The 26,122-nt window shown below is 41.2% G+C and carries 16 protein-coding genes; 10 read left to right on the forward strand and 6 right to left on the reverse strand.

From position 1 onward, the window contains the following. Positions 1 to 138: 138 nt before the first annotated feature. Positions 139 to 987 carry a glycosyltransferase gene (locus tag ATH1_RS19040; RefSeq protein ID WP_010418947.1) on the reverse strand — a complete coding sequence of 283 codons (849 nt, stop codon included), beginning with the start codon at positions 985 to 987 and terminating at the stop codon, positions 139 to 141. A gap of 215 nt (positions 988 to 1,202) precedes the next feature. Then, the gene (locus ATH1_RS0106015; protein ID WP_010418949.1) at positions 1,203 to 2,024 is read right to left on the reverse strand and encodes a glycosyltransferase family 2 protein; all 822 of its coding nucleotides are present in this window, start codon (positions 2,022 to 2,024) and stop codon (positions 1,203 to 1,205) included. A 165-nt stretch (positions 2,025 to 2,189) separates the two neighbouring features. Here ATH1_RS0106015 and ATH1_RS0106020 point away from each other — a divergent pair, with 165 nt between their 5' ends. From ATH1_RS0106020 to ATH1_RS0106030, 3 genes are all read left to right on the forward strand, one after another. Beyond that, positions 2,190 to 4,043, forward strand: coding sequence for an LTA synthase family protein (locus tag ATH1_RS0106020; protein WP_010418951.1), 1,854 nt, complete (start codon positions 2,190 to 2,192; stop codon positions 4,041 to 4,043). Positions 4,044 to 4,065: 22 nt separating this feature from the next. Further along, positions 4,066 to 5,325 (forward strand): peptidase U32 family protein, encoded by a 1,260-nt coding sequence (locus tag ATH1_RS0106025; RefSeq protein WP_010418954.1) that lies wholly within the window; start codon positions 4,066 to 4,068, stop codon positions 5,323 to 5,325. 151 nt (positions 5,326 to 5,476) lie between these two features. Next, complete coding sequence (locus tag ATH1_RS0106030) at positions 5,477 to 5,725, forward strand: SHOCT domain-containing protein (protein WP_010418955.1); 249 nt, start codon at positions 5,477 to 5,479, stop codon at positions 5,723 to 5,725. 353 nt (positions 5,726 to 6,078) lie between these two features. Here the strand turns inward: ATH1_RS0106030 and ATH1_RS19045 are convergent, their stop codons facing one another. After that, the gene (locus ATH1_RS19045; RefSeq protein WP_010418957.1) at positions 6,079 to 6,348 is read right to left on the reverse strand and encodes a hypothetical protein; all 270 of its coding nucleotides are present in this window, start codon (positions 6,346 to 6,348) and stop codon (positions 6,079 to 6,081) included. Positions 6,349 to 6,690: 342 nt separating this feature from the next. Here ATH1_RS19045 and ATH1_RS0106040 point away from each other — a divergent pair, with 342 nt between their 5' ends. Both ATH1_RS0106040 and ATH1_RS0106045 read left to right on the forward strand, forming a co-directional pair. Beyond that, positions 6,691 to 7,923 (forward strand): hypothetical protein, encoded by a 1,233-nt coding sequence (locus ATH1_RS0106040; protein ID WP_010418958.1) that lies wholly within the window; start codon positions 6,691 to 6,693, stop codon positions 7,921 to 7,923. 122 nt (positions 7,924 to 8,045) lie between these two features. Beyond that, on the forward strand, positions 8,046 to 10,940 hold the full coding sequence (locus ATH1_RS0106045) for a TonB-dependent receptor (RefSeq protein WP_010418960.1): 2,895 nt from the start codon (positions 8,046 to 8,048) through the stop codon (positions 10,938 to 10,940). 159 nt (positions 10,941 to 11,099) lie between these two features. On the opposite strand, the gene tnpA is transcribed toward ATH1_RS0106045, so the two are convergent. Both tnpA and ATH1_RS0106060 read right to left on the reverse strand, forming a co-directional pair. After that, a complete protein-coding gene (gene tnpA, locus ATH1_RS0106055) occupies positions 11,100 to 11,552 on the reverse strand; it encodes an IS200/IS605 family transposase (protein ID WP_010418964.1) in 453 nt (150 codons plus the stop codon). Between the two features lie 579 nt (positions 11,553 to 12,131). Beyond that, a complete protein-coding gene (locus ATH1_RS0106060) occupies positions 12,132 to 13,118 on the reverse strand; it encodes a Gfo/Idh/MocA family protein (protein ID WP_010418966.1) in 987 nt (328 codons plus the stop codon). A 1,481-nt stretch (positions 13,119 to 14,599) separates the two neighbouring features. Between ATH1_RS0106060 and ATH1_RS0106065 the strand changes: the two genes are divergently transcribed. Both ATH1_RS0106065 and ATH1_RS0106070 read left to right on the forward strand, forming a co-directional pair. Then, positions 14,600 to 15,886: a hypothetical protein gene (locus ATH1_RS0106065; RefSeq protein WP_010418968.1), complete on the forward strand. Its 1,287-nt coding sequence runs from the start codon at positions 14,600 to 14,602 to the stop codon at positions 15,884 to 15,886. A gap of 558 nt (positions 15,887 to 16,444) precedes the next feature. Continuing rightward, on the forward strand, positions 16,445 to 17,170 hold the full coding sequence (locus tag ATH1_RS0106070) for a DUF6320 domain-containing protein (protein WP_010418970.1): 726 nt from the start codon (positions 16,445 to 16,447) through the stop codon (positions 17,168 to 17,170). Here the strand turns inward: ATH1_RS0106070 and ATH1_RS0106075 are convergent. Continuing rightward, positions 17,167 to 17,727: a CPBP family glutamic-type intramembrane protease gene (locus tag ATH1_RS0106075; RefSeq protein WP_245531723.1), complete on the reverse strand. Its 561-nt coding sequence runs from the start codon at positions 17,725 to 17,727 to the stop codon at positions 17,167 to 17,169. The two genes, ATH1_RS0106070 and ATH1_RS0106075, sit on opposite strands and share 4 nt — an antisense overlap. Positions 17,728 to 18,505: 778 nt before the next feature. Here ATH1_RS0106075 and ATH1_RS20055 point away from each other — a divergent pair. The 3 genes from ATH1_RS20055 to ATH1_RS20060 all read left to right on the forward strand — a co-directional run bounded on the left by ATH1_RS20055 (position 18,506) and on the right by ATH1_RS20060 (position 26,112). Then, positions 18,506 to 19,771 carry an SUMF1/EgtB/PvdO family nonheme iron enzyme gene (locus tag ATH1_RS20055; protein ID WP_010418976.1) on the forward strand — a complete coding sequence of 422 codons (1,266 nt, stop codon included), beginning with the start codon at positions 18,506 to 18,508 and terminating at the stop codon, positions 19,769 to 19,771. A gap of 320 nt (positions 19,772 to 20,091) precedes the next feature. Next, positions 20,092 to 20,694 carry a T9SS type A sorting domain-containing protein gene (locus tag ATH1_RS0106090; RefSeq protein ID WP_010418978.1) on the forward strand — a complete coding sequence of 201 codons (603 nt, stop codon included), beginning with the start codon at positions 20,092 to 20,094 and terminating at the stop codon, positions 20,692 to 20,694. A 12-nt stretch (positions 20,695 to 20,706) separates the two neighbouring features. After that, positions 20,707 to 26,112 carry a leucine-rich repeat domain-containing protein gene (locus ATH1_RS20060; protein WP_010418980.1) on the forward strand — a complete coding sequence of 1,802 codons (5,406 nt, stop codon included), beginning with the start codon at positions 20,707 to 20,709 and terminating at the stop codon, positions 26,110 to 26,112. Positions 26,113 to 26,122: the final 10 nt, after the last annotated feature.

Raw genomic sequence — 26,122 nt, forward strand, 5'->3', positions numbered from 1 at the left:
ATTATCAGATAGTTGCAAAATAAAATAATCGAAATTTGTGCATTTTTTTTGTTTTTTTGGGTGGCATTTTTCACAAGTTGGGTTAATAACTTTATTTTTTAACAACAGTCTCTACACTCTTTAGATAATGTCATCGGTTTACCTATTGTAAAACCCCAATTTTCTCTTCAATGTTTTGGTATAAATAGTAAAATAGGTATCGATAAAATTGAAAATGCTTTGGAAGCCATATCTGCGATCGGTAACTAACTCTTCCTTTATTGTTATATTCATTCCCTCTGAAACAATGAAATCATCCGAAATATCCTCCCAACGTACTTTCCCATACCCATCAAATCTATTGGCAACATTTTTATCATGTATGATCGACATCCATAACCGCTTACCTTTTATTTGCAAAATATCTTTTTCTTTTTTCCATGAGGCATGATTTCTGGCCCAAATGGTTTTAGGATTCTCATTTTTTTCTATTAACGACAAAAAAGGATTAAATATATGTTCCTTCTTACCAAGCCTAAACGTTGGTGAAATTTGAAGCGTATATCCTGATATTGAGTCAATAACAGTAAAATTCTGATTATCAAAAAAACTTTGAATAGTATCAATATAGTATTTACTCAGGCAATCATCATTATCGATTCTTGAAGTTATTACATGTGACACATCCTGAGTTTCGTGCTGTATCTTTTTTGTAAGCGCAGGATAAAAAGCCTTCATGCCATCAATGAAAAAGAACTCAATATTTTCCTGCTCACCAAGTAGGGACTGAATTATTTTTCTGTATTTCAAAGGCGTTTTTGCATCAAAATAAATCAACCACGTAAATGACTGATTTGTTTGGTTCAAGACGCTCGGCAAACAAAAATTTTTGAAAAGCCGGATTCGATGATCCAACCAATTAGTGTCAACTAAAGGTTCTCTGTTTTTTGTTGTTTTCCACTCTTTATTTCTGAGATTGAAGCGTGTTATCAGATAGTGCTTAAACATTAATGTTTCTAATTATGAGTGCGGTCTAAAAAGCATCTTTGTTGCCAAACTCGTTGTTGTTTTAAATTATTGCATCCTCATTAACAACAAGTTAACTCCGGTACAAAAATTTAAAACGCCTGGATTTTGACAAAAATATGCTTTTCATACTGCACTCAATTATATTTCAAAATGACAGGTAAAATAATGCCTGTTTATCAAGTCGGGAAAGTTTCTCACATATATTTATCAATGCCATTCTCAACCCACCATGTATGTTTTTTTTTTACCTCACTTCTGATAGCTTTATTGCGACGAATAGACTCTTTAGTTTTGTAAGGCCTCTCATGCTCCAAATGGATACAGACTGCAGAATAACGGATCTGCCGGGATTTTATTCCATAATTCTGAAGTCTTTCGCCCAACTCTCTGTCCTGACCTCCGTAATGCATATTCTCATTAAACCCGTTCACAGCGATAATATCCTTCTTCCAGCCTGAAGAGTTGTGACCGTTCCAGGAAGCTTTCGTAGGAGTTAACCTATTCATGAACTTTGGATACCATTTACTCTGAAGCAGTTTTGTGCTTTTAAATGTCCGGGGCAAACCATTATCGTATAACCATCTTAAATCAAAAGCCCTTTCCTCCTCCACATCTTCCCGTAAAATTTTTCGGCTCAAATCCAAAGGCAAACGCAATGTCCCTCCCGATAAAAAATAACCCGGTTCTGCATATTTTAAATGAACCTCAACAAAATCTTTACGTGGAATACAATCGCCATCGCTAAAAATCAGATAATCAGACTCTGATGCAATAACCGCTTTATTAAGAATCGGACACTTCTGGTAGCCTTCATCCGGATGCCATACATGTTTAATATTTAATTGACTGTTCGTTTTAAATTCATCAATAACTCTTTTCGTCTCTTCTCCCGAGCCGTCATCGGCTATCACGATCTCAAAGTCTTTCTCTGTCTGACACTCATATCCCCACAAAACTTTTCTGAGCCATTCAGGTTGATTATATGTTGTGAAAATAACTGATGCCCGCCTTGCCATAAATTACGATTCTGAGATAATTATATATGCAAATATAATTATTTAGTTTGATGAGCCTGCGCAATCCATAAGAGTTTTAAGATACATAAAAAAATCTTGCTGCTCTGCCTTTCCGGCATTTTCATTATTTTTGCACACTCAATATTAACAGATTATTAACACAAAATGAAGCAGTTTTTTCATACATTCCTGCGGGTTTACCTGTTCTGGTTGCTGTTTTTTGCATTCTTCAGAGCACTATTTATCGTTGCAAATTACAGTTTTTCCAATGATACCCCCGTGGGTACAATATTGGCATCTTTCGGACCGGGATTGCGCATGGACCTCTCCTTTTCGGGCTACCTGATGTTACTCATCATCGTTATTCAACTGGTCGCTCTTCCAATCGGAAAACGTTTTTGTGCAAGATGCATTCGCCGGCTGCATTATTTTCTGATTCCTGTTTTTACCGGCCTCCAACTGGGCGACATTGATCTGTTCCGTTACTGGGGCGCCCATCTTAACAGGGAAGCCATCTCATTCCTTAAAACGCCTGACATCATTTTTAATTCCCTTCATTGGATGGAAGTTGTTTTGTTCTTCATTATCTGGGCAGCCATTTCTGTTCTGTTGATATTTCTTTTCAACAGGCTCGTGTTGCGGACTTCATTTAATGAAAGTTTTAACATGAGGAAGACAATCATCAACTGGGGAATTACTCTTTTTCTGGGTGCGCTGTTGATAGTACCCATCCGCGGAAGCTTCAGTGTTGCACCCATTAATACCGGAGTTGCCTACTTCTCCAACCATCTGTTTGCCAACAATGCTGCCGTTAACCCCCTGTGGAATTTTGCATATTCACTAAAACGAAGTGCTTTTGAAGATAACCAATACCATTTCATTAAGGATGAAAAAGCCCGTGAAATGTTCGACGAAATGATGCATCAATCGGGGCATTTCCCGAAAATCCTGAACAGCGAAAAACCGAATATCGTGGTTATCCTTCTTGAAAGTTTTTCTGCACAGGCTATAGCTGCAATGGGTGGAGAAGATGTAACGCCAAACCTGAATAGACTAATGGAAGAAGGCATCTTCTTCTCTAACACCTATTCAACCAGCTTCCGTTCCGATCACGGTATCGTTGGCGTTCTTACAGGGTATCCCGGCATTCCCGGCTATTCTATTATGCAATATCCCGACAAATCGAGACACCTGAATTTCATCCCTCAAAAATTAAAAGAGGCAGGCTATAAAGATTTCAATTTCTTGTATGGTGGCGATATGAAATTTAAAAACATGAAATCGCTAATTACACTTGCCGGTTTTGATGATGTAGTGGATATTGATGACTTTCCAAAGGAAAATCAGGGGAAGAAGTGGGGCGTTCACGATGAATACACTTTTGACCGGTTTGTTACCATGATACAGAATTCGGAAAGCCCTTCCTTCAATTTTTTCTTCACCCTGAGCAGTCACGAGCCCTTCGATGTGCCGATGGAACGCGTTTATGAAGACGATTATTACAATTCGGTTCATTATACCGACAGATGCTTAGGTAATTTTTTTGAAGAAATGAAAACTTCAGGCATCTGGGACAACACGCTTTTTATACTTGTAGCCGACCACGGGGTCGTTGGCCCCGAAAAACTGGGTTATACAAAATCGCGACGTTATCATATTCCCATGGTATGGACGGGCGGTCCCTTGACGGTAAAAGATACCAGCGTCAACACTTATGCGTCACAAATCGATCTGGCCTCAACGCTTCTAAATCAGTTGCAGATTGATGCTTCCGGTTTTAAATTCAGTAAAAATATTCTTGATAATGAAGTCAACGGTTTCTCATTTCTTCATTATTCCGACGGATTTGGCTATATTGATGAGAAAATTTTCCAGATGTACGACAAAGCCAACCTGAGACCGCTGGAGATGAAAGGGGCTGAAACGCTTGAAGACAGCCTGAAAGCCAAAGTTTTTTTGCAAATGGTGGCGAAGGATTTTAAAGAGAGATTGAGCAATAATAGATCGTTAGATCATTAGAATTTAAAATATTAACAGAGTAATGGACCGAAAAAAATTAAAACGGAGCGATTTTGAAGTCATGGCACCGGTGGGTTCCTATGAGTCACTCATGGCAGCCATTCAGGGAGGAGCCGATTCGGTCTATTTTGGGGCAGAAAAACTCAATATGCGTTCGCGATCGTCCAGCAATTTTTCCACCGACGATTTGCGGAAAATTGTTGACATTGCCTCGCGACACAACGTAAAAACTTATCTTACAGTTAACACTGTTCTTTACGACACCGACCTGCCTGTTATGCGGTCACTTATTGATGCAGCCAGAGAAAGCGGCATCTCGGCAATTATTGCTTCCGACCAGGCTGCCATCAACTATGCCAACAACATTGGCGTAGAAGTTCACATATCCACCCAGGTCAACATTTCAAATGTAGAAGCACTTAAATTTTACAGCCGTTTTGCCGATGTGGTGGTATTGGCCCGTGAATTAAACCTCGATCAGGTTAGCGCTATTCACAAGGCCATAGAAGAGGAACAAATTAAAGGGCCATCAGGGAAACTCATGCGTATAGAGATGTTTTCGCACGGCGCATTGTGTATGGCCATATCGGGCAAATGTTACCTGAGTTTACATCAGTTGAATTCATCTGCTAACCGGGGTGGATGCCTGCAGCCCTGTCGCAGAAGCTATATTGTCACCGAAAAAAATACCGGTCAGGAACTTGAAGTAGACAATGAACACATCATGTCTCCCAAAGACCTTAAGACCATTCACTTCCTGAATAAAATGATAGATGCCGGCGTGCGGGTCTTTAAAATTGAAGGCCGCGCCCGTGGCCCTGAATATGTAAAAACGGTCGTCTCCTGCTACCGCGAAGCCATCAACTCGGTACTTGACGACACATATTCGCAGGATAAAATCAACCACTGGGAAGAGAGCCTGGCATCCGTTTTCAATCGTGGTTTTTGGGATGGTTATTACCTGGGACAAAAACTCGGAGAGTGGACCGCAGATTATGGATCGCTTGCCACCCGTAAAAAAGTTTATATCGGAAAAGGAACCAACTATTTCCCTAAAATTGGTGTCGCCGAATTTCTTCTGGAAACAAAAAGTCTGAAGACAGGCGATGAGATACTTATTACCGGCCCAACCACCGGCGTGGTGGAAATGAAAGTTCCGGAGATCAGAGTCGACCTGAAACGGGTGAATGAAGCCCAAAAAGGGGACCGCTTTTCAATGCCTGTGGACGTTAAAATCAGACGGTCGGATAAGTTGTATAAATGGATGTCAAAAAAAGTCTAAACGCAAAGAGCCCATAATACTATGTTTTTATGAGCGCGGCATAAAAAGGCTCTTTATGGACAGACAAAAATAATTTAGAAACAAACCTCTTTATCTTGTGACTTAAAATTACTAACTTGTCGTTAAGAATAAATTAAAAAACCACCAAGTCATGCAAAAAGAAGAAAAAAATACAAAGAAAGACAGGAAGAAGTCATCAGGCGCCTGGACCATTGGTTGGGGCTGGTTTGTTGTAGTACCCGCACTGGCATTTTTGTCATGGGCCACCAGGAAAGGCATCAAAGATGTTATTGAAGAAGAACATCCCTCGCCGCTGACAATTCTGAAAGAACGGTATGTAAAAGGAGAAATTGACCGGAACGAGTACGAAGAGAAGCTGAAGGATTTAATGGGGACTTAAAGCAAACAACCATAACCACAGAAGCCTTTCAGGCGTCGTTACTATTGTGGATTTACTTATCTGTCTGTGCCTTTCGGCAGGAAGGTATCGAAATCTCTAACAATCTGTTCTAAATTAGCTCAATCTTAATATAAGTTAAGAGCTTGAATGGTTTATTTTTTAAAACTCAAGCGAAAGCATTTTTCTTCTTTCTCCAATCCTTTCATCCGTATAAAATTTATTTATTAAGGTCGGATGGAACTCGCATGCAAGAACTTATACATATTCTGATTGTGGCAAACCTTGCCATGCTCGTTTCATCAGTATAAAATAAGTCTAAGTCATTGGTCTGATGGAACTCGCATGATTGAGTTTTATACATGTTCTTTTGGGACAAACTTTGTCATGCTCGTTTCATTTTTTAACGGTCCAATATCCACTACCGCACCAAACTCTATAAATACATTATAAAATTTTTCAAAGTTTTTTCCCCAATAAATCATCGCACAAGACATTGGTGCTCCTTTCCCCACATCTAACCCCTTTTCAAGAAACTTTAATCTTGTGTCATATAAAAAACATATTGCTCTCGCTTGACCGAAAACACTTTGTTTCCAATGAGCTGTATTAGTAGCAACTGGCACAAGAGCAAGAACTTTTGAACCATATTTATTATGAGAAAATGTCCATTCTTTTATTTACGAATTTCAAAAACCATTATAAATACAACCCCCACCTTCCGGTCATAAAGCATTGAAAAAGGAGATGACACAGTTTTTTTGAACAACCCTGGCCCCTCAGCGTCATCGCGTCTTTGCGTTTAAACCCTTTTTAATTCCGCTATAGCTCTCCTATATTAATTCAATATTAACTCCTTCCCTCTCTTTTTAACGGTTAATTAAACCCGCCTTAAACTACACGCAATCTTGGCCTTGTTCTTTTGTAGTGTCAAAAAACAGATGACAAACCAAAAAAACAAGTAGACAATGAAAAATCGTTTTAAACTAATGAGCCTTCTCCTTGCAATAGGAATGGCTGTATCATTCAGCTCTTGCAGCGATGATGATGATGACAACAATAACACAGGAGATGACACAGGAAATGTTATTACAGGAAATGTTATTGTAACGGAAAACATTACCGAAAATACCACCTGGACCAGCGACAAAGTATATCAATTGGGTGGTAGAATTACCGTAGAAGCAGGGGCTACTCTCACCATTGAGCCCGGAACCATTATTAAAGGTGAGGCCGGAACGGGTGCTAATGCTACCGCACTATTAATTGCGCGTGGTGCCAAAATTATGGCTGAAGGTACCGCTGATGCACCCATTATTTTCACTTCTGTTGCCGATGAGATCAGCCCGGAACAGGTCGCTGAAGGAAACTTTAGGAGTCCTAACCTTGAACCAGACATCAATGGCCTTTGGGGAGGTGTTCTTGTTTTGGGAAATGCCCGTATCTCAGCATCCAATGAAGCAGGAGATATTTCTGAAGTACAGATTGAAGGCATTCCTACCTCTGATACTAACGGCCTTTATGGAGGAGATGATGATGAGGACAACTCAGGGGTACTGAAATACATTTCTATCCGTCATGGTGGAAGTAATATTGGATCAGGTAACGAAATTAACGGGCTGACGCTTGGTGGTGTAGGATCCGGTACCGTTATCGAAAATGTTGAGATTGTATCGAATCAGGATGACGGTATCGAATGGTTTGGTGGAACCGTAAATGTTAAGAATGCTGTTGTATGGAATGTAGGTGACGATGCGATAGATGCCGACCAGTCATGGACAGGAACTCTTGATAACTTTATAGTCATTAGTCCTTCCGATCATAACTTCGAGCTTGACGGCCCGGAAGGTTCCCAGGATTTCGGACCCTATACTATTAAAAACGGAGTCGTTATTGCCAATAGTGAAAACAAGAGTTCTTCGGACTTGATAAATACCGACGACAATACAAGTGTTCATTTCGACAATATCTTTATTACTGCCATTGCAGAAGGTCAGCAAATAAACAGAGTTGTGCATGAAGTTGGAGATGTAGTATTTGCCAACATCGTTCTGGACGTTGAAGAAGCCGAACTTCCAAATCATATTAAAGGTGATATTGTACCCGAAGGAATCACTGCAGGCAATGCTCCTGCATCACCCATTGATACATCACTCTTCGGATGGACATGGGCTGCTCAAAGTGGTGCAACCAATTTCTAAAAAACTTCAATAAAAAACAGGATTGAGTAAAGTAAAAAAGACAGGCTTGCAGATTCTTAGGTTTTGCAAGTCTGTCTCTTTTTCTTTTGAAAAAGAAACCATGATAAACAAACGGATGAACAATGAAACAAATAGCGATTGTTATATTAACCCTGATCTCAACTATTGCTTACGCGCAAAAAGGAACCATAAGAGGCACCGTATATGACGGATCAACAGGCGAAACGCTGGTAGGTGTCAGTGTAGTCATAAAAGGCACATATATTGGTGCGGCAACCGACCTGGATGGGCAGTTTTCTATAGAGACAGAACCCGGAACTTATGACCTTCAATTGTCATTTATCTCTTTCCAGCCCCTTACCATTGAAGGCGTAGAAGTAAAACCCAATGAAGTAACTTTGCTAAACAATCTTCAACTAAATGAAAGCACTGTAGAACTCGAAGATGTAGTAGTTACAGCCAAAGCCATTCGTAATACAGAGGCAGCGCTGCAGACCATGAAACGAAAATCAACCGTAATGCTTGACGGAATTTCCGCTGCAAAAATGGAACTAATTGGCGATGGAAACGCTGTTGAAGCTGCTAAAAGAGTAACTGGTGTCACCGTGGAGGACGGGAAATATATTTACGTTCGCGGGTTAGGCGATCGCTATTCCAAAACCACTCTTAATAATGTTGATATTCCCGGGCTGGACCCCGATCGCAATAGTTTACAGATGGATATTTTCCCTACCAACCTTATCGATAATATGATGGTGAGCAAGAACTTCACCGCAGATATGCCGGCCGATTTTACAGGGGGACTTCTGAATGTTACGACCAAGGATTTCCCCGAGAAAAAAATATTCAATGTCTCGGCCGGAACGGCTTTTAATCCTGATGTGCATTTTAATGATGACTTCCTGACCTATGATGGAGGCGATACCGACTTCCTGGGTTTTGATGATGGTACGCGGGACCTTCCCGATCGTGCACGCCAACCAAACATCCCTACCCCGGTGAGTGGTGCCCCCTTAGATGAAGTAGTGGATTTTATCCGCAGCTTCAATCCGCAGCTGGCAGCCAAAAGACAAACCAGTCTTTTGGATTACAGCCTGGGATTGTCCGTTGGAAACCAGATAAACCTGGATGCAGGCTCAGCAAAAGCCCCTAAGCTTGGTTATATTTTTTCGCTCTCGTACAAATCGGAATATGGTTTTGATGACGCTGTTCAATATGGCGAATATCAGAAGTCTATTGATCCGGATACCTATGAAATGCGATATGCCACTTTGCAGAACGGGGAAATGGGTGAACGCAATGTTCTAGTGGGACTGTTGGGAGGTATTGCCTACAAAACCAACTTCAACAAGATTCGTTTTACCGCAATGCACCTGCAAAACGGCGTAAGCCGTGCAGGCAAATTCAGTATTGACAATGATGCCTCGGCAGTAGGACAGTCAGGTTTCTACGCCGAATCAGATAACCTTGAATACAATCAGCGCTCCCTGACCAACTTACTGCTGCACGGGACACATGTTTTTCAGGCATCAGGGTGGGAAATAGACTGGCGCTTATCGCCCACTTTTTCGACTTCGGATGACCCGGACATCCGTAAAACAGCATTTACCTTCCGATCCAATAATGATGTCATGTTTAACGCAGGCGCCGGAGGAAATCCAACACGCATCTGGAGAGAATTGAGCGAAACGAATGCTTCTGCAAAGGTGGATGCTACAAAAGAATATCAGTTGGGAGGTGAAGATGCAACGCTGAAATTTGGTTTCAACTACAATTATAAGCAGCGGGATTATGAAATTCTGCTTTTCGATATCCAGTTTTTTGGAGGACAGTCGTGGGATGAACCGGATGCTTCTCAGGTATTAAATCCTGAGAATCTTTACCCCAACAAACCCAATTCAATCTATTACCAGTCGGGAAACAACAACCCCAACCCCAATGCTTATAAATCGAATGTTAACAATACGGCAGTCTATCTGTCGAATGAGTTCTCACCTTTCAGTAATTTCAAAACCATTCTGGGGGTGCGCATGGAAAACTATGTACAACGACACACGGGTCGCGATCAGCGTTATGCCAGTGGTGATACTCAAAACGGACGTAATCTGGACAATGATAAGGTGTTGGAATCACTCGACTTCTTTCCATCCGTAAATCTGATTTACGCGCTCTCGGAGCAACAGAACCTCAGAGCTTCCTGGTCCCAGACAATCGCGCGTCCTTCTTTTAAGGAGTTGTCGTTTGCCCAGATTCTTGATCCCATCAGTAACCGTATCTTCAATGGTAGTTTATTCCCTTATTCCGATTGGGATGGCAACCTCGAGGAGACACATATCAATAATATGGATGTGCGATGGGAATTGTTTGGCGACCGTGCTCAGAACATATCCGCAAGTGTATTTTACAAACAGTTTGACAAGCCCATTGAATTGGTACGGATTCCCGAACAGCAAACCAGTACGGAGTATCAACCGCGAAATGTGGGAGACGGGCAATTGTATGGATTTGAATTTGAGTTTAGCAAAAACCTTGACTTTGCATCTCCGCTGCTCAGGCATTTCAATGTTAACGGTAACCTGACATTGGTAAAGTCGGAAATTGAGATGACAGATGCAGAGTATAATTCCCGTAAGACGTATGAGAAAACTGGTGAAACGGTAGATGATACACGCGAAATGGCTGGTCAGTCTCCCTGGGTAGTAAATGCCGGACTAACGTACAATAATTATGAATCAGGATTGGCAGCCGGGCTCTTTTACAATGTGAAGGGAGAGACGCTTTCCATTGTCGGCGCCGGGCTCTTTCCTGATATCTACATAGAATCCTTTCACAGCCTCAACTTTAGTTTAAATAAAAAATTCGGGGAAGAACAAAATACGAAAGTAGAGTTGAAGGTTTCCAATATTCTTGATGAGAGCAAAGAGAGTTATTATCAGTCGTATAAAGCAGAGAATCAGGTTTATAATATATTTAATCCAGGCCGCACCTTTAGTCTTGGGTTAAGCTATGCGTTTTAATTGTTGAGCCCGGTATAAAAAGCATCTTTGTTGCTTTGTTGCCAAACTCATTGTTACAAAATATACAACCATCCGTTTGTTGAAGCCGGGAGAGGCCTGTCGGAGTAATCCTGGGGCCTCTCCTTTTTTGCCCCGGCCCCAGGGGTGAGAATAAATACTTCAATCCCAAACATACCGTTCATCAAACTCAATACTATACTTTTTCAAAAAAGCACGGTATTCATCCTTAAAAGTCCCGGACGTATGATGCACTTCCTGATTTAAGATATATTCCCTAACGACTTCTATTCCTTTCGGATTTACCGAAAATGCCCCATAACCATTTTGCCAATAAAAATTCCGATAGCTTTGCCCCTTGGTTTTTATCCATTTAGAAGAATGTGACTTTAATTCCTCAACCAATTTCATAAGAGCAACCTTCTTTGAAAGAACGCATAAAATATGAACATGATCTAAATATCCTCCTATTTCAACGGGCCAGGATTCATTGTTTTTGCAAATACCTGCTAAATAGGAGAACAACTCCCGGGCAATGGCTTTATCAATGAACGGATAACGTCCCTTAGTGCTAAATGTAATGTGCACGTAATTCTTAACTAATGATTTTGGCATAATCTTTACTATTACACCCTGTTGGGGCTATTGGTTAGTTTGGTTATAATGCCCGGGCCTAACGACCCGCGCATCATCTATTTCACCCCTTTGGGGCTTTATTATTAACCAATATAAGAGACAACAGCCCCAAAGGGGCGAAATAATGAACGAAGGGCTTCGCCCTTTGTCTGCCCCTTAACGGGGGCAGCTCTTCAAGCCCCAAAGGGGCGAAATATTTACTGATTTACTCTCCTGAACAGAAAAAAGACATGCATCATCGATGTAAGGAGGATTTTCATCCGTATAAAATTTAATTATTAAGGCCGGATGGAACTCCCCGCTGGTGCGGATTTATAATCAGCACCTCCTTTGCTAGTGGATTTCAAATCCACTTTTAACTTCCAATCATTTTGCACTAGTCCAACCAAGACTTTTCATCCGTATAAAATTTATTTATTAAGGCCGAATGAAACTCGCATGCAAGAACTTATGCATGTTCTTTTGTGGCAAACTTTGCCATGCTCGTTTCATCTTACATCTTACCATCTTAAATCTAAAAATCTATTAAACCAAACTTTGTCATGCTCGTTTCATCTTTCAAATTTTTATCCATTCATCCGTTTCAGCAGACTTTCGGACGGCATCAATTACTTTCATATTGTTGATGGCATCAATCCCGGAAACCGGAATAGCTGAACCATCCAGAACAGCCTTTGCAAAAGCATCGAACATCAACCCGTACGCATTCGATACGGGAAACTCAACATCCCGGATTCCGATACCATCTACGACAGTCAGCTTTGCCGGAACGTCCACATAAGTATTAAAGGGAATATGAACAGTAATACTGCCCGACGTACCCACAATATCCACCTTTTGAAAAGCCTGCGAAGTTGTGGAAACAGTAAATGTGGCACGCGGCCCGTCAAAATCGATAAGTGCAGAAGAATGCATGTCGGTACCAAACCCGGGATGGCTGGTTTGAAGTGCCATGACCCTCATAGGTTCTCTGCCAAAAATAAAGCGTGGAACAGAAATGGCATAACAACCGATGTCCATCAAAGCGCCACCTCCATATTCAGGAATATTCCGGATGTTGGAAGGCGAAGGATTATTGTACGAAAATGATGTGTGAATATACTGAATATCACCAATTTGTTTGGTACGGACAATATTCCGGGCGTGTTGCCACATGGGATGAAACATATACATGAACCCCTCCATCAGGGGCACGCCGGCATCCTGCGCCATTTTTATCATCGCTTCAGCTTCATCGGCATTCATCCCGATAGGTTTTTCGCAAAGCACCGGTTTCCCGGCTTCAATGGTTTTCTCAACCCATTCTTTGTGCAAATGATTGGGAAGCGGAATGTAAACCATATCCACATTCGCATCTTCCAGCACAGCATTATACGACCCGTACCATAGAGGGATATCAAACTCACGAGCCACATCTGCCGCTTTTTCAATGTTTCGTGATCCGATGGCATACGATTCACAGAATTGTGTATCTTTCAAAGGCAACACAATTCGTTTAAGATAATGATTGGAAGTACCAAGAATTCCGATTTTCAATTTTTCCATTGCTTTTTATATTTTCATCAGTATAAAATTAGTCTAAGTTATTCGTCTGATGGAACTCGCATGATTGAGTTTTATACATGTTCTTTTGTGACAAACCTTGCCATGCTCGTTGCTCCTGCTGGTGCGGATTAAAAATCCGCACCCCTTCGTAGTGGATTTCTAATCCACCATTAACTTCCAATTATTTTCATCAGTATAAAAATTTATTTATTTAATCTCTGATGGAACTCGCATGAAAAATTTATACATATTCTTATTGTAGAAAACCTATCTATGTTCATTTCATCAGTATCAAACAAGTCTAAGTCATTGGTCTGATGCAATTTATCATACTTTAATTGATGGTAGATTCTTCGCTCCGCTCAGAATGACAAACTGTCTAATGTCATTCTGAGGAGGTAACGACGAAGAATCTGTTACCTGTTTTTGGTTTCTTTGATGATTAGAGGTTAATTATACATGTTCTTTTGTGACAAATCATGCCATGCTCGTTTCATCAATATAAATATTTTTTCTTTATACGGGCAAACTGTAGTGTTGCATGGGATTAGAAAAAAAAGCTTAAACGCAAAGACGTATGTTGTGTTTATAATTCACACTACTGGCTATTGACTAAAAACTACTGACTAAATTACTTATATCTAAAAATCTGATAATCGGTTAAGGCAAACCTTGTCATGCCCGTTTCATATTACATTTAATAAATTGTTACGGCTGTTAGAATTGTTAAAGTTGTTAATGTGTTATTAGTTAGAATGTTATAAGTTTTATTACAATTCACGAAATTTGTTGACAATCAAAAATAATAAAACTTAATTGGTTTGGAATGAGGAATGGGGCAAATTCAGAATTTGTTCAAATAAATGAGATGAAGTAAAGTGCCCGTTACCGGAAAAACTCTGCCAGAAGTCTCTTGTACCTGCAAGCTTAATCCGCCCGAATACCTTTTATTTCCTGAAATATTCATAAATTTGAAGAATATGAAACGAGCAGAGCAAAGATTACTACAATAAAAATATGTATAAGTTCTTACATGCGAGTTCCATACAACCTATATAAATAAATTTTATACGGAAGAAACGAGCATGACAAAGTTTGTCACAACAAGAATATGTATAAATATCATCTAACCTGTAATCATCAAAGAAACCAGAGACATGGAACAAGATTCTTCGTCGTTACCTCCTCAGAATGACATTAGACAGTCTGTCATTCTGAGCGGAGCAAAGAATCTCATATCAATTAAAGCATAATAAGTTGCATCATTCCAATAACTTAGACTAATTTTAGACGGATGAAATTATTCATCATTGAGTGCAGTATAAAAAGCATATTTTTGTCAAAATCCAGGCGTTTTAAATTTTTATACCGGAGTTAACCTATTGTTAATGAGGATACAAAAATTTAAAACCACACCGAGTTTGGCAATAAAGATGCTTTTTAGACCAGGCTCATCATTTTAATCGGTAAAACGAATTTTTATGGGGCATAAAACCCAACAAATCCATCATGCAAACAGTAGATTCTGGTTTGGCCTTGATAATGCAGCAAAAATTTTCCCGGCCATTATCACCAGGGAGGTAACGGCCGTAATCCGCATTTCCGCAATCTTTAAAGAGCCTGTAAAAATTAATGCTTTCAGACGAGCCGTTTTAAAAGCTGAAAAACGCTTTCCCTATTTTCTCGTGCAGCTTCGCAGAGGTTTTTTCTGGTATTATCTGGAACATCTGCCCCGTCATATTCCCATCGTCCCTGATGATAATCAGGTTTGTGAAAAATTCGGTAAAGGCGGATTGTTAATGCGCTTCCTGGTTTGGAACAATTCTGTAAGTCTTGAAGTTTCGCATATTCTGACCGATGGTGGTGGAGCGTTTGAATTTTTAAAAACAGTCCTGATACTTTACTCACAAGAGTGTGGAGCTACCATTCCTTCGGATTACCCATTTAAAAACCCTGACGAAGAATATGAAGAAGAAGAATATGAAGACGCCTACAAACGTTACTTCAAAGAAGACATACCGCCAATAGTGAAACGTTCCAAAGCATTTCACCTTCCCTTTTCAGTCAGGCCTTCACCACGCTTCAGGAGAATGAATGCTGTCGTTTCCATGCCGGATATAAAACGGGTTTCGAAAGAAAAAGGCGTAAGCATCACCATTTACCTGGTTGCTGTTTATCTCTATGTGCTTCAGGACATTTTTGAAAACCTGAGTCCGCTTAACCGCCACAAGGTAAATAAAATCATCCGCGCACAGGTGCCCATTAATTTAAGAACGATTCTGCCTTCCAATACAATGCGGAACTTCTCATTGTTTGTTCTTCCCGAAATAGACTTGCGGCTTGGTCATTATACATTTGAGGAAATCCTGAAAACGGTTTTTCATCAGATGCACCTTGAAACCGATGAAAAATTAATCAACAAAAACATATCCCGAAACGTTGGCAGTGAGAAAAATATTTATGTCCGAAGTATCCCGCTGTTTATTAAAAGCCTGATTCTGAAAATGAAATTTAATTCTCTGGGAACAAGTCAATACAGCGGCGTTGTTACCAATTTGGGGAAAGTTGAATTACCTCCTGAAACCGGTGATATGATTAATTACTTTATATTAACAGCTCCTCCGCCAAACAGGTTGTTAAAAATTAGTTGCGCGGCGATAGGTTTTGGAGATAAATTGACATTGAATTTTGGAAATATTACAAACACCTGGGAATTTGAAGAAAAATTCCTGCATTTTTTAAAAGAACAGAATATTTCATCCGTATAAAATAAGTCTAAGTTATTGGCCGGATGGAACTCGCATGATTGAGATTTATACATGTTCTTTTGTGACAATTTTTGTCATGCTCGTTTCATCAGTATAAAATAAGCCTAAGTTATTGGCCGGATGGAAATTGCATATAAGATTTATATATCATATTGTGGAAAAACCTAACCTGGACAAGCCAGAGCCAAAAATAACTAAAAAGCTATAGTCATAATTTGTCGGATTAGCTAATTGCTACGCAATTATTTTTTGTCGTCATCGACACGTCTGGAAGGAGTTCGAGAACACCTTAAAAAATCAATTATGATGTTGTCAATGACACAAATGACTGTCGCATCAAAGATGCGACTAAATTCGCGTTAATTCGCGCAAATTCGGTGATCCAAACAACAAATGGCGCAGCCATTTTTAAAATATTTTGCCAAAAAATACAACAAAATTAGAGATAAGGTACTATGTTCACTTCATCTTAAATCTGATATCTAAAAATCTGATAATCTATTAAGGCTATCTTTGCCATGCTCTTTTCAGTTGAATCAAAAAAAACAGTAACGATCTATGATAAAATGTCCCTATTGCGGTGTGGAACTGGATGAAAATGCCAACTTTTGCTCTTTATGCGGCGAACCATTGCCGAAAATGAGCAAGGACAATCCTGCCCGTTTAGAAAACCGGAAAAACAGCCGGAAAGAAAAGCCAATGACCGATTTTCAGAAACTTTCAGCCTCCCAAAAAAGAAAAATCTTCCACAAGATTTCCGGCATTATCCTTCTTTCGGGAATACTTATAACTTTGGTTATTGATTTTGTGACAAACAACACAATAAGCTGGTCAAAATATCCTGCATCAGTGAGCCTGATCCTTTTCATCAATATCACAATGGCCACGCTCTGGTTCAAAAGATACTATCTTTGGACAACATTAAGTTTCCTGTCAGTTTCAGGCCTTCTGATACTTTTGGATATCTATTCCGGGGACTCGGGCTGGGGAATGAAATTGGGGATTCCTCTACTGCTGGCCGCCTATATTACTGTTTTTGTTCTTTTTAAACTAATTCACAACACGCGGCAAAAGGGATTGAATATCATTGCCTATTCCATCCTGGCCGCAGGTGTTCTCAGCCTCTGTGTGGATGGCATCGTTTCAGGTTATCATAATGATTCCCAATTATTTGGCTGGAGCCCCATTGTAATGGTTGCTGCAGCAATTATCGCCATACTACTGTTGTATATTCACTACAAACTAAAAAAAGTGACCGACCTGAAACGCTTTTTTCATATTTAAAATATCATCCACAATTCGCGCCACAAGTCCCTGTGCACAACAAGATACAGGAACAAACCGCCCAACCATCCGTGTAATATTCCAAGCGCCCAAAGATTTCGCCACCTAAAATAGGCAGATATAAAAAACAGCTCCATCACAAATGTAAATGCCATCAGAATCAAATCCGGATAATGGACGATGCTAAACAACAGGGAAACCACCAGAATTACATGATTATCGCTCATATTCAATGAGGAAACAGCCCGCATATTCCCTGCAATAACACTTATCATCAAAAATTGCTGGATGATTCCCCAAAGCGGATATAAAGCCAAAACAGGAACGAGATTCCATTTCAGAAATCCATTATTATAAAATATTTCATACCCGAAAATGCCGATAAGGGTAACAACCGTAAAAGGTAAACAAAAACGAAGGGTTCTCTTAAACCCCGGTTTGCGAAAACCCCAGTCCCGTAAAATGTCCCGGTTGACCTGATACCGCTTTAAGATATACAATGTCCAGAATAAACAGACACTGAAAATATAAAATACACGAAGCTCCAGCCAGTCCATTAAAACATATTTCAATAGGCCGGTAAGAACTACAGATAGAATTTCAAACCATCTCCTTTTATCTGTTGTTGTCTGCTTATTGCTCATAAATATCCTGAAAACTACGTTTTAGTCTGCTTCTTAAAGTTTCTTTTTGCCAATCCTTTTGTACTGTAAACAGTGCCGGTCTATAAAGTCTGGAAAGTTTTTAACTAAATCATTTGTCTGTTCAGTAAGTGTCCTTTACAAGGTTTGCAAAGTCCGAAAATACGGAGTTTACTTATCGTAAATAAGTACTTTTCGGCCAAGCGTAACAGAGTAAATGGCATTTTATGAACAGGCACAAAATAATTTAATCTTCCAAAATAAGAATGTTTACTCATAAAACCCCGGAATTTGTCAAAAAAATGAAACCATTTTCGCATTGCTTCACTATAAAGATTCAACAGATACTGCCCGCCCGACTTTAAGAATTTCCGACCCTGTATCATTCCTATTTGTAATTTAGGCAATGAAGTGCGATATTAAGTACATATTTAAAGCAGACCAGGCTTTGATTCTTTAATCTTTAAATCAGTGTGCCTGTCCATAAAGTACCATTTACTGTGTTACGATTGCTGCCAAAATACTCATCCGGAAGTAGCTTTGTAAGGTTTTTTCAAAAAAACATCGGGACTCCGTTTTTGGTGGCTTTGCAAGTCCTGCAACCGGCTCTTTCCGGGCAGACACTTGATTTATTACAACTTTTTCCGACTTTATAGACGGGCACTAACTAATACCACAATAAAATGAAACGATCATGACAAAGATTGTTACAACTTGTCCCGGTGTCGCTAAAAGAGTATCGGGATATCTACTCTTGTTGTTTTTTGCCGCTTTTCTCATCGTAATACCCCCTGGCTGCGGTAAAGAAGATGACCCTGCACCCGAATCGGAACAGGATAATCCTGATGAAAACGTTAATGATGAAAACGATGATGATACCACACAGCCGGAAGTGTCAGATTCGCTGACCATCATCCTGGATGAGGTTTCCTCCACGGAATCCTCCCAACTTATCTTTGACAGCAACAAAGATGCAGCTCTTCTGATTATTAAATCGAACAACTCGTGGACAGCATCAACCGGAAACGATTGGCTCGCGTTGGCTGCCACATCGGGCAATACCGGAGCCACAGGTATTATTGTCGGGGCTTCTCTCAACACGGGCATTCCCAGAACAGGTGAAATCACCATTTCATCGGGTGATAAATCCCACAAAGTCAATATTGAACAAAGCGGCGCACCGGTAATCACATTTTCAGTTAATGATAGTGTTTCCTTCAGAATGGTAAAAGTAGATGGCGGAACTTTTGAAATGGGTAGCAATGATTTACTGGGTCAGGGACCAGTGCACACTGTAACCCTGACAGATTATTATATCTGTGAAACGGAAGTCACCAATCAACTGTGGCAAACCATCACCGGATTTTTCCCCTATACTGACCTTGAATACTTTTCATCCCGGACAGGGTATGATTTGCCACAAAAACCTGTCAGCGCCGTTTCGTGGTATGACATAACAGTATCGTTCCTCCCGGAAATTAAGGCTCTTACAGGACTTCAATTCAAGTTACCGACCGAAGCACAATGGGAATATGCAGCCATGGGGGGAACTCTTTCCGAAGGATACGATTTTGCCGGAAGCGATGAACTGGATGATGTCGCATGGCATGAAGCCAACTCGGACGACCAAAAACACGAAGTTGCCCAAAAAGATCCCAATGAACTGGGACTCTACGATATGAGTGGCAATGTAAGCGAATGGTGTAACGACTGGTATGCAGACTACGATTGGCAGGAAGAAGCAACCAACCCCGTCGGCCCGGGTACAGGAACATATAAAGTAATTCGCGGCGGGAATTTTACAACCCCGCTTTATAGCATTAATTGCAATGTAAAAGCCAGGGATTATCAAATTCCGGATTGTTACGACGGCTGTTGGGGAAATACAGGCGATCCCGATGAACCGGTCTGTTTCTTTTGTCAAACAATTGGTTTCCGTTTTGTGCTGGATTTAGAGTGAGGCTGAGATTGAGGCTGAGATTGAGGTTAAGGCTGAGGTTGAGGTTGAGGGCCCATGACTTAATACAACTCAAGACTCAGTACTCAAAACCCAAAACCCGGAACAAGGAACAAGGAACAAGGAAACCCGGAACCCGAAACTCAGAACACTTAAAACAAAGTCATGAAACGAGCATGACAAAGGTTGCTTTAATAGATTATCAGATTTTTAGATATTAGATTTAAGATAAAAAAAATAACGGGCTTTACCTCAATAAAGACAAGTATAAATTCTTGCATGCGAGTTCCATCAGACCAATAACATAGACTAATTTTATACGGATGAAAAGGATAACTTTTACAACGCTGTTGCTTTTACTGCCGGGAATCATCATCCTGTCACAAACTGTTGTGAAAATGGAGATGCCTGCACAGTCGAAAGAGCCGGTAATGGCTGAGACCCTGTTTGACGAAAGTCTGCCCCTGGATATTCCAACCGTTCTGGGTCCTATGGGCTACGATGTAAAAGGGGGAACTCCTCCCTACAATTTTCATTGGTTCGAAGGTGAAAACAACATCAGTAATTACGACATTGTCACCATTACACCCATTGCAGGAAACAACTATACGGTCAAAATCTCTGACCGGAATAATTGTTCTGTAACTCTGACCATCAGTATTTCAGATGAAACACTAAAAAGCGGTTCACCACAACCACATGTTATAGCATTTGCGTCCGACCAGGGCAACTATTTAACGCTCAAACTTGACAAAACCATCAGCATTCCCGTAAAAATCGAAATTTTTGATTTAAAAGGGGTGAAACTTCAGGAAAATTCTATTTCGGAAACCACATCCATTCCTGTCAATCTGCAAACAGGTGTCTATATTCTCAACATTCAGAGTAGCAACTTTCAGCATACAGAAAAAATTATTATCCGGTAAATACTCGATGCCATGAAAACTTTACTTCCAAATAAAACCGGTTTTTCCTGTTTTCCCGGGATGTTCCTGTTAATAACCGCGTTGATTGTGTCGTCTTCGCTGCAAGCTCAAAAAGCAAGCAGCAGTAATCCCCGGGAAAAAGCCAAAGCCTTCTTTGCCGCACAGGATCAGCTAAAAAGCGCCACTGATATTGATGTTTATCCGATTTATCAGTCAACTTCTTCTGCCGGTCATCCGGTTTATATCTTCCGAAGCGACGAAGAAGGTTTTGTTGTGTTGGTGGAGAATGCCGGTGATTATGTAGTGGCAGGATATTCCCCCCAAGGAGATATCAAACCCGGCCTGATGCCGGAAGGATTAACTGCAATGATCGACACCTATGAAAAAGCCGGTCTGCAGCCTTCGTCCGAACTGAAAAGTCTGAAGAGTGCCACGGTAATAGTGGATCCCCTTCTCGATCAAAAAGGCATCGGTCTCAATCAATATGCGCATAGTGAAGCAGGTGGCTGTCCTACCGGTTGCGTAGCAACTGCATTTACCCAGCTCATTGCGTACAACGAATATCCGCCACAGGGAACAGGCTCGCATTGTTATACACATCCCATATATGGTCAGCTTTGTGCCGATTTTGAAAATACCACATACAACTGGGGAAGCATGACAGATGAGGATTACAAAAATCTGTCATTTCAGGTTGCGGTAGCTCTGGATATGAATTTTTGTGGGAGCCGGTATGGCAGCACTCCGGGACGGTCCAATTATCAAGACATTATGTGGAACCATTTCGGCTTGTATGCTTTCCCGATTATTACCGACAGTTACTACATTACCAACGAACTGGACAACCAACGCCCGGTTTATTGCTCCCTTCCGGGTAATCCGGGCCATGCCGTGGTTATTGACGGATACGACAGCGACGGCTATTTTCACCTGAACTTCGGGTGGGGTGGCTATTACAACGGATATTTTTTACTCAACACATCACAGACATTTTATGTAGGCAGTGAATTCTCGGGATATACTTTTGGCACCAATATTTCATCTTGTTATTATATTTCGCGTGACCCCATGTATGTTTCAGAGCAGGATTCCCTGGCACTCGTGGCTCTTTATAACAGTCTGAACGGAATCACCGGATGGAACCTGTCGGAGCCGGTTTGCCTGTGGGACGGAGTGGTGGTTTATAACGGACGCGTCAAAGAGATCAGACTTACACCTTTTATCCCCACGCTGCAAGGGACTCTTCCGGCAGATTTGGGAAATCTCGATGCATTAACCACTTTTTCTATTCATGGGGAAAAAATAGATGGCAACATTCCCGAAGCGATTTTTAGCTTATCCAATCTTAAGGAACTGTATATTAACAGGGGAAGCGGAAATCTGACAACCACGCTTCCATCAGAAATCGGGGACCTGACACAGCTTGAACGTCTTTCACTTCCTGAAATTGTAGAGGGCACACTTCCTTCAGAAATCGGAAACCTGACAAATCTGGAGTTTCTTGACCTTTCGAAAGGAAATCTTTCGGGAAGCCTTCCACCGGAAATATGCAATCTCATCAATTTGCGACACTTTGATGTGTCCGATAATCAAATATCCGGAGCATTACCCGTGAATATTGGTAATCTGTCCAAGGTGGTAACGCTCAATTTGTCGGGCAACAGTCTGAGTGGCGATATTCCCGTATCCATTGGCAATATGGCTGAATTGGAATATCTCTATCTCAACAACAATGATTTTGCCGGAGAATTTCCCGCAACCATTGGCAACTGCACCAAAATAAAAGACCTGAGACTGAATAACAATCAATATTCGGGTGATATACCTGACGGCATAGGTAACATGACCACGCTCAATTACCTGAACGTCAGAAACAACCAGTTCTCTTCACTTCCCAATGCTGTTGGTAATCTGACCAACCTTATTTCACTGGATTTAGGGAAAAATAATCTGACAGCCCTGCCCGACTCAATAATAACCCTCAAGGCACTAAAAACATTCCGGGCCGACAGCAACCAGATTTCTTATATACCGCAACACCTTGGCAGCTGGCCGGACTTAGCGACCATTGATTTGTCAAACAACCGGATTGAAATTTTCCCCGAAGAACTCAGTTACCTTACCCGCTTGTCGGAAGTAAATTTTGGAAACAACAATATTCAGGAATTGCCTGCATCCATTAGTCAATTGCGATCTTCGGCCTATGTAAACCTTAGCAATAACCAAATAAAAAGTAAAATTCCCGAACAATGTCTTTCCGGGGAATCCAATGTTTTCAATCTGACTCATAATTTTTTCAGTTACTCAGATATCCCTGTTTCGGATAAGCTCAACAAAACACTAACACCCCAGAAAAATGTTCCGGTTACCAAACATATTTTTAAAGGCAATATTGGCGACACAATCAAAATTGACATTCGGGAAATTTCCGGCTTAAACGCTGCCGGGAATGAATATTTCTGGTTTGAATATCCCGATGCTATTTTATCGGAATACGAAGTAATGACGGGAGAAACAGAAAATCCTCTACTCACCGTTGTGTTGAATGAAAAAACCCTGAAAGAGAAATACTATTGCAAAGTTTTCAATCCCGATGCGCCGAAATACACATCCTATTGGGATGGAAGCACATACGTCAACCCCGTTTTGAAATATCTGAATACCGATACCATCTCCTTTGCTCTGCTGACACAGGATGATGTTTTAAACGAAAAGTATCCCGATAAACGCATCATTTCATCCGGCGACATAGAGAACGGCGAAACCACCAATCATGAAGTAACGCTGGTTTCTCCCTTCAAGGTAAGAGGAAACATTACGTGGCAGGGTTCTGCCGACGGCCAGTCATGGGTTGACCTTTCAACTTCGATGGAACAAAACGACCTGAAGGCAAACATCGATTCCGTTTCGTCCGAAGCGCTGGTTCTTTCGCCACGAACACCGGCCTTTTACCGGTGCAAGCTCACCGAAGGCACGTGCGACCCCATTATCAGCGATACCATAAAAGTAAATCCTTTGGGAGAAGTCTTGTTCGATGAAATGGTGAATGTAGCCACCGACTCACAAACTGTGAAAGTTGACAGCATTGAAGTTATCATTCCTGCCGGGTTGTCGGAAAGCGACTTCAGAATGGTCATTACCAAATTGGATAATCCGCCGAAAGCACCCGCCGGAGTGAAGATGGGCTCGGTTTATGATGTAACCTTGAGCCTGGGAACCATCTTTGAACATCCGCTGTACATCAAGCTCAAAAACATCACGCCTGATTTGTCAAAACTATCGGATTACAAGGGCGTGTGGTTTGATGAAAAACGACAGGAATGGACGCCCTACGAAACCGGCGGTATCAATATGCAGGACGGAACCGTAGAATTTTATACAACGCATTTGACAAAAATTGCCTGGTGGGAATTAGAGGGTGCCTACACGCATCGTTTCAGAAGTGGTAATGTGGAAGTCCTTTACAAGTACGGTGTAGGCAACGAAGATTTCTTTTACAATTTTTATGAAGAAACCATCGGCGACTATCCTGCTGTTTCATGGCGAACGAGTAATACCGATCCCGAAGCCGGCGGAAACCCGGTATTGGTACAGGATATTGCCGGCTACCTGAACCAGGTCATCACCAAACTGGATGAAGAAGCAGTGGTTTCGGCGCCAAACTTTTTCTATTTCAGAGTTTATCTCAGCCTTAATGATAAGCCGGCTCTGGGGCATATCGGAGTCGGCGGATACGCCTTGGGACATATCAACCTGAATGTTCAGTACGCCTCCGATCCCGCCGTTGTAATGTCCACACTTGCTCATGAATACATGCATTATGCCCAAAGTAAATACATGCCGGTTTTGCTGGACAATTACTTCTTTGCCGAAGCTCATGCACCATTGGCCGACAGGATTGTCTGGAACGACACGCAACTCAAGCAGGCAGAACCCGTCAGTCATCTTAAAGAAGCATTGAATGCCACACAAACGAAGACCATTTATGATTTGCTGGGAAATTCGTGGGATGCAGCCACATCAACCATCATACTGGAAAAATTTACAGCCAAACCTGAAGAAAGCAATACATCGGGCGCATTTCTTCACTACATGCGTTCGCTCAGGGACGGAACCAAACTCGACCCGCTAAAAGTACTGAAAGATATCTGGTCGCTTTCCGGCATTACCAATCAAACATGGCGAACCTACATGAACAGTCAGATTCAGGAACAACTGGAATCGACCATTGGTGATGAATTTGACAATTACGTACGTTATCTGCTCGAAGGGAACAATACCGGCTTTACCATTCTTAATCAGAAAGGTGATAATCCGTTTACCAACATTATAAAAAACGCAGGTTCGGATAATAACGGAACTTTTGCCCGACAGCACATTTATTCTTTCGAAGAAAACGATAATACCCCACAGGAACAAACGGTAAACATAAATATTCCTTACCTGGCGGCTAAAGTAATGATGCTGAGTAACAACACGGTGCATAGCCCGGTCATCGTCAATTATACCCGCAATCACGAGCCCGATGAAAACATTAAAGTTTATTACGGCCGGTATGATTTCGACGAGCAGAAAATGATTTTTAAAGACATCTCGGATTCAACCAAATACGCCCTGTTGTTAAGCGAAAAATCTGAAAAAGCGGTGAGAGAGTATCAAAATACGGCGATGCTGTTGTTTGTTAACAAAAATTGCCCGGCAATGCTAAGCACAGACAGGTCGTTTAACGCCGGGTTTGATTTGCAGGCCATGCCTGTCCTCAACATCAACGACCTGGCTTACGCCAATGTGACGACCAATGCCATTCATTCCTATTCCAATGGGGAGACAGGCTATTTTATCGTACCGGGACGAATGAATTTGAGTTATCTGGGCGGATCACAGTTTTTCGATTTCCCTGATAGTTATTCCCGCAAAAAGACCACGCTCAACGACAGCACTTACAGAGTGGAAGTCTCATTCCGAGACTCCCTGGTGCTTGACAACGGGCCGTTGAACCCGCCGTCAATCGATGCCAAAAACATTCACCAAACCATCGACTACAATTTTCTCTCGGGGGAGATGACCATTACACAGCAAACTCACGAAGTCAGCCGCTACGGCGAATATACAAATCCGGTTACACAGGATTTCAAAGGCGGTTACATTCACTCCATAACGGACGAAACTCATACAATGAAATTGAAAAATGTTTTCGCCTTTAATCCGTCAGATTATGACCCGCTGACTGGCAAAACCATGGTGTTTACAACCTCATCAAGCGAAGAAACACAAAACACCATTGTGCAACTTAACCGTACTTTCACTACAACCGATTACGACGATCAGGGAGAAGTCACCGGGGGCACCAGCGGCAGCTACATAAGTACTGATTATTCGGGAACTGTAACACTGATTTTGATGTTTCACTATCAATAGCAAACAAAAA

The sequence above is a fragment of the Anaerophaga thermohalophila DSM 12881 genome (assembly GCF_000191885.1).
Classification (GTDB): Bacteria; Bacteroidota; Bacteroidia; order Bacteroidales; family Marinilabiliaceae; genus Anaerophaga; species Anaerophaga thermohalophila.

Bases quoted from the DNA above. Each gene is read 5' to 3' on its own strand.
- ATH1_RS0106040 (WP_010418958.1), top strand. From the start codon at position 6,691: ATGAAAAATCGTTTTAAACTAATGAGCCTTCTCCTTGCAATAGGAATG.
- ATH1_RS20055 (WP_010418976.1), top strand. From the start codon at position 18,506: ATGACAAAGATTGTTACAACTTGTCCCGGTGTCGCTAAAAGAGTATCG.
- ATH1_RS0106065 (WP_010418968.1), top strand. From the start codon at position 14,600: ATGGGGCATAAAACCCAACAAATCCATCATGCAAACAGTAGATTCTGG.
- ATH1_RS0106075 (WP_245531723.1), bottom strand. From the start codon at position 17,727: ATGGACTGGCTGGAGCTTCGTGTATTTTATATTTTCAGTGTCTGTTTA.
- ATH1_RS0106060 (WP_010418966.1), bottom strand. From the start codon at position 13,118: ATGGAAAAATTGAAAATCGGAATTCTTGGTACTTCCAATCATTATCTT.
- ATH1_RS0106015 (WP_010418949.1), bottom strand. From the start codon at position 2,024: ATGGCAAGGCGGGCATCAGTTATTTTCACAACATATAATCAACCTGAA.
- ATH1_RS0106025 (WP_010418954.1), top strand. From the start codon at position 4,066: ATGGACCGAAAAAAATTAAAACGGAGCGATTTTGAAGTCATGGCACCG.
- ATH1_RS0106070 (WP_010418970.1), top strand. From the start codon at position 16,445: ATGATAAAATGTCCCTATTGCGGTGTGGAACTGGATGAAAATGCCAAC.
- ATH1_RS0106090 (WP_010418978.1), top strand. From the start codon at position 20,092: ATGAAAAGGATAACTTTTACAACGCTGTTGCTTTTACTGCCGGGAATC.
- ATH1_RS0106045 (WP_010418960.1), top strand. From the start codon at position 8,046: ATGAAACAAATAGCGATTGTTATATTAACCCTGATCTCAACTATTGCT.
- ATH1_RS0106030 (WP_010418955.1), top strand. From the start codon at position 5,477: ATGCAAAAAGAAGAAAAAAATACAAAGAAAGACAGGAAGAAGTCATCA.
- ATH1_RS20060 (WP_010418980.1), top strand. From the start codon at position 20,707: ATGAAAACTTTACTTCCAAATAAAACCGGTTTTTCCTGTTTTCCCGGG.
- ATH1_RS19040 (WP_010418947.1), bottom strand. From the start codon at position 987: ATGTTTAAGCACTATCTGATAACACGCTTCAATCTCAGAAATAAAGAG.
- tnpA (WP_010418964.1), bottom strand. From the start codon at position 11,552: ATGCCAAAATCATTAGTTAAGAATTACGTGCACATTACATTTAGCACT.
- ATH1_RS0106020 (WP_010418951.1), top strand. From the start codon at position 2,190: ATGAAGCAGTTTTTTCATACATTCCTGCGGGTTTACCTGTTCTGGTTG.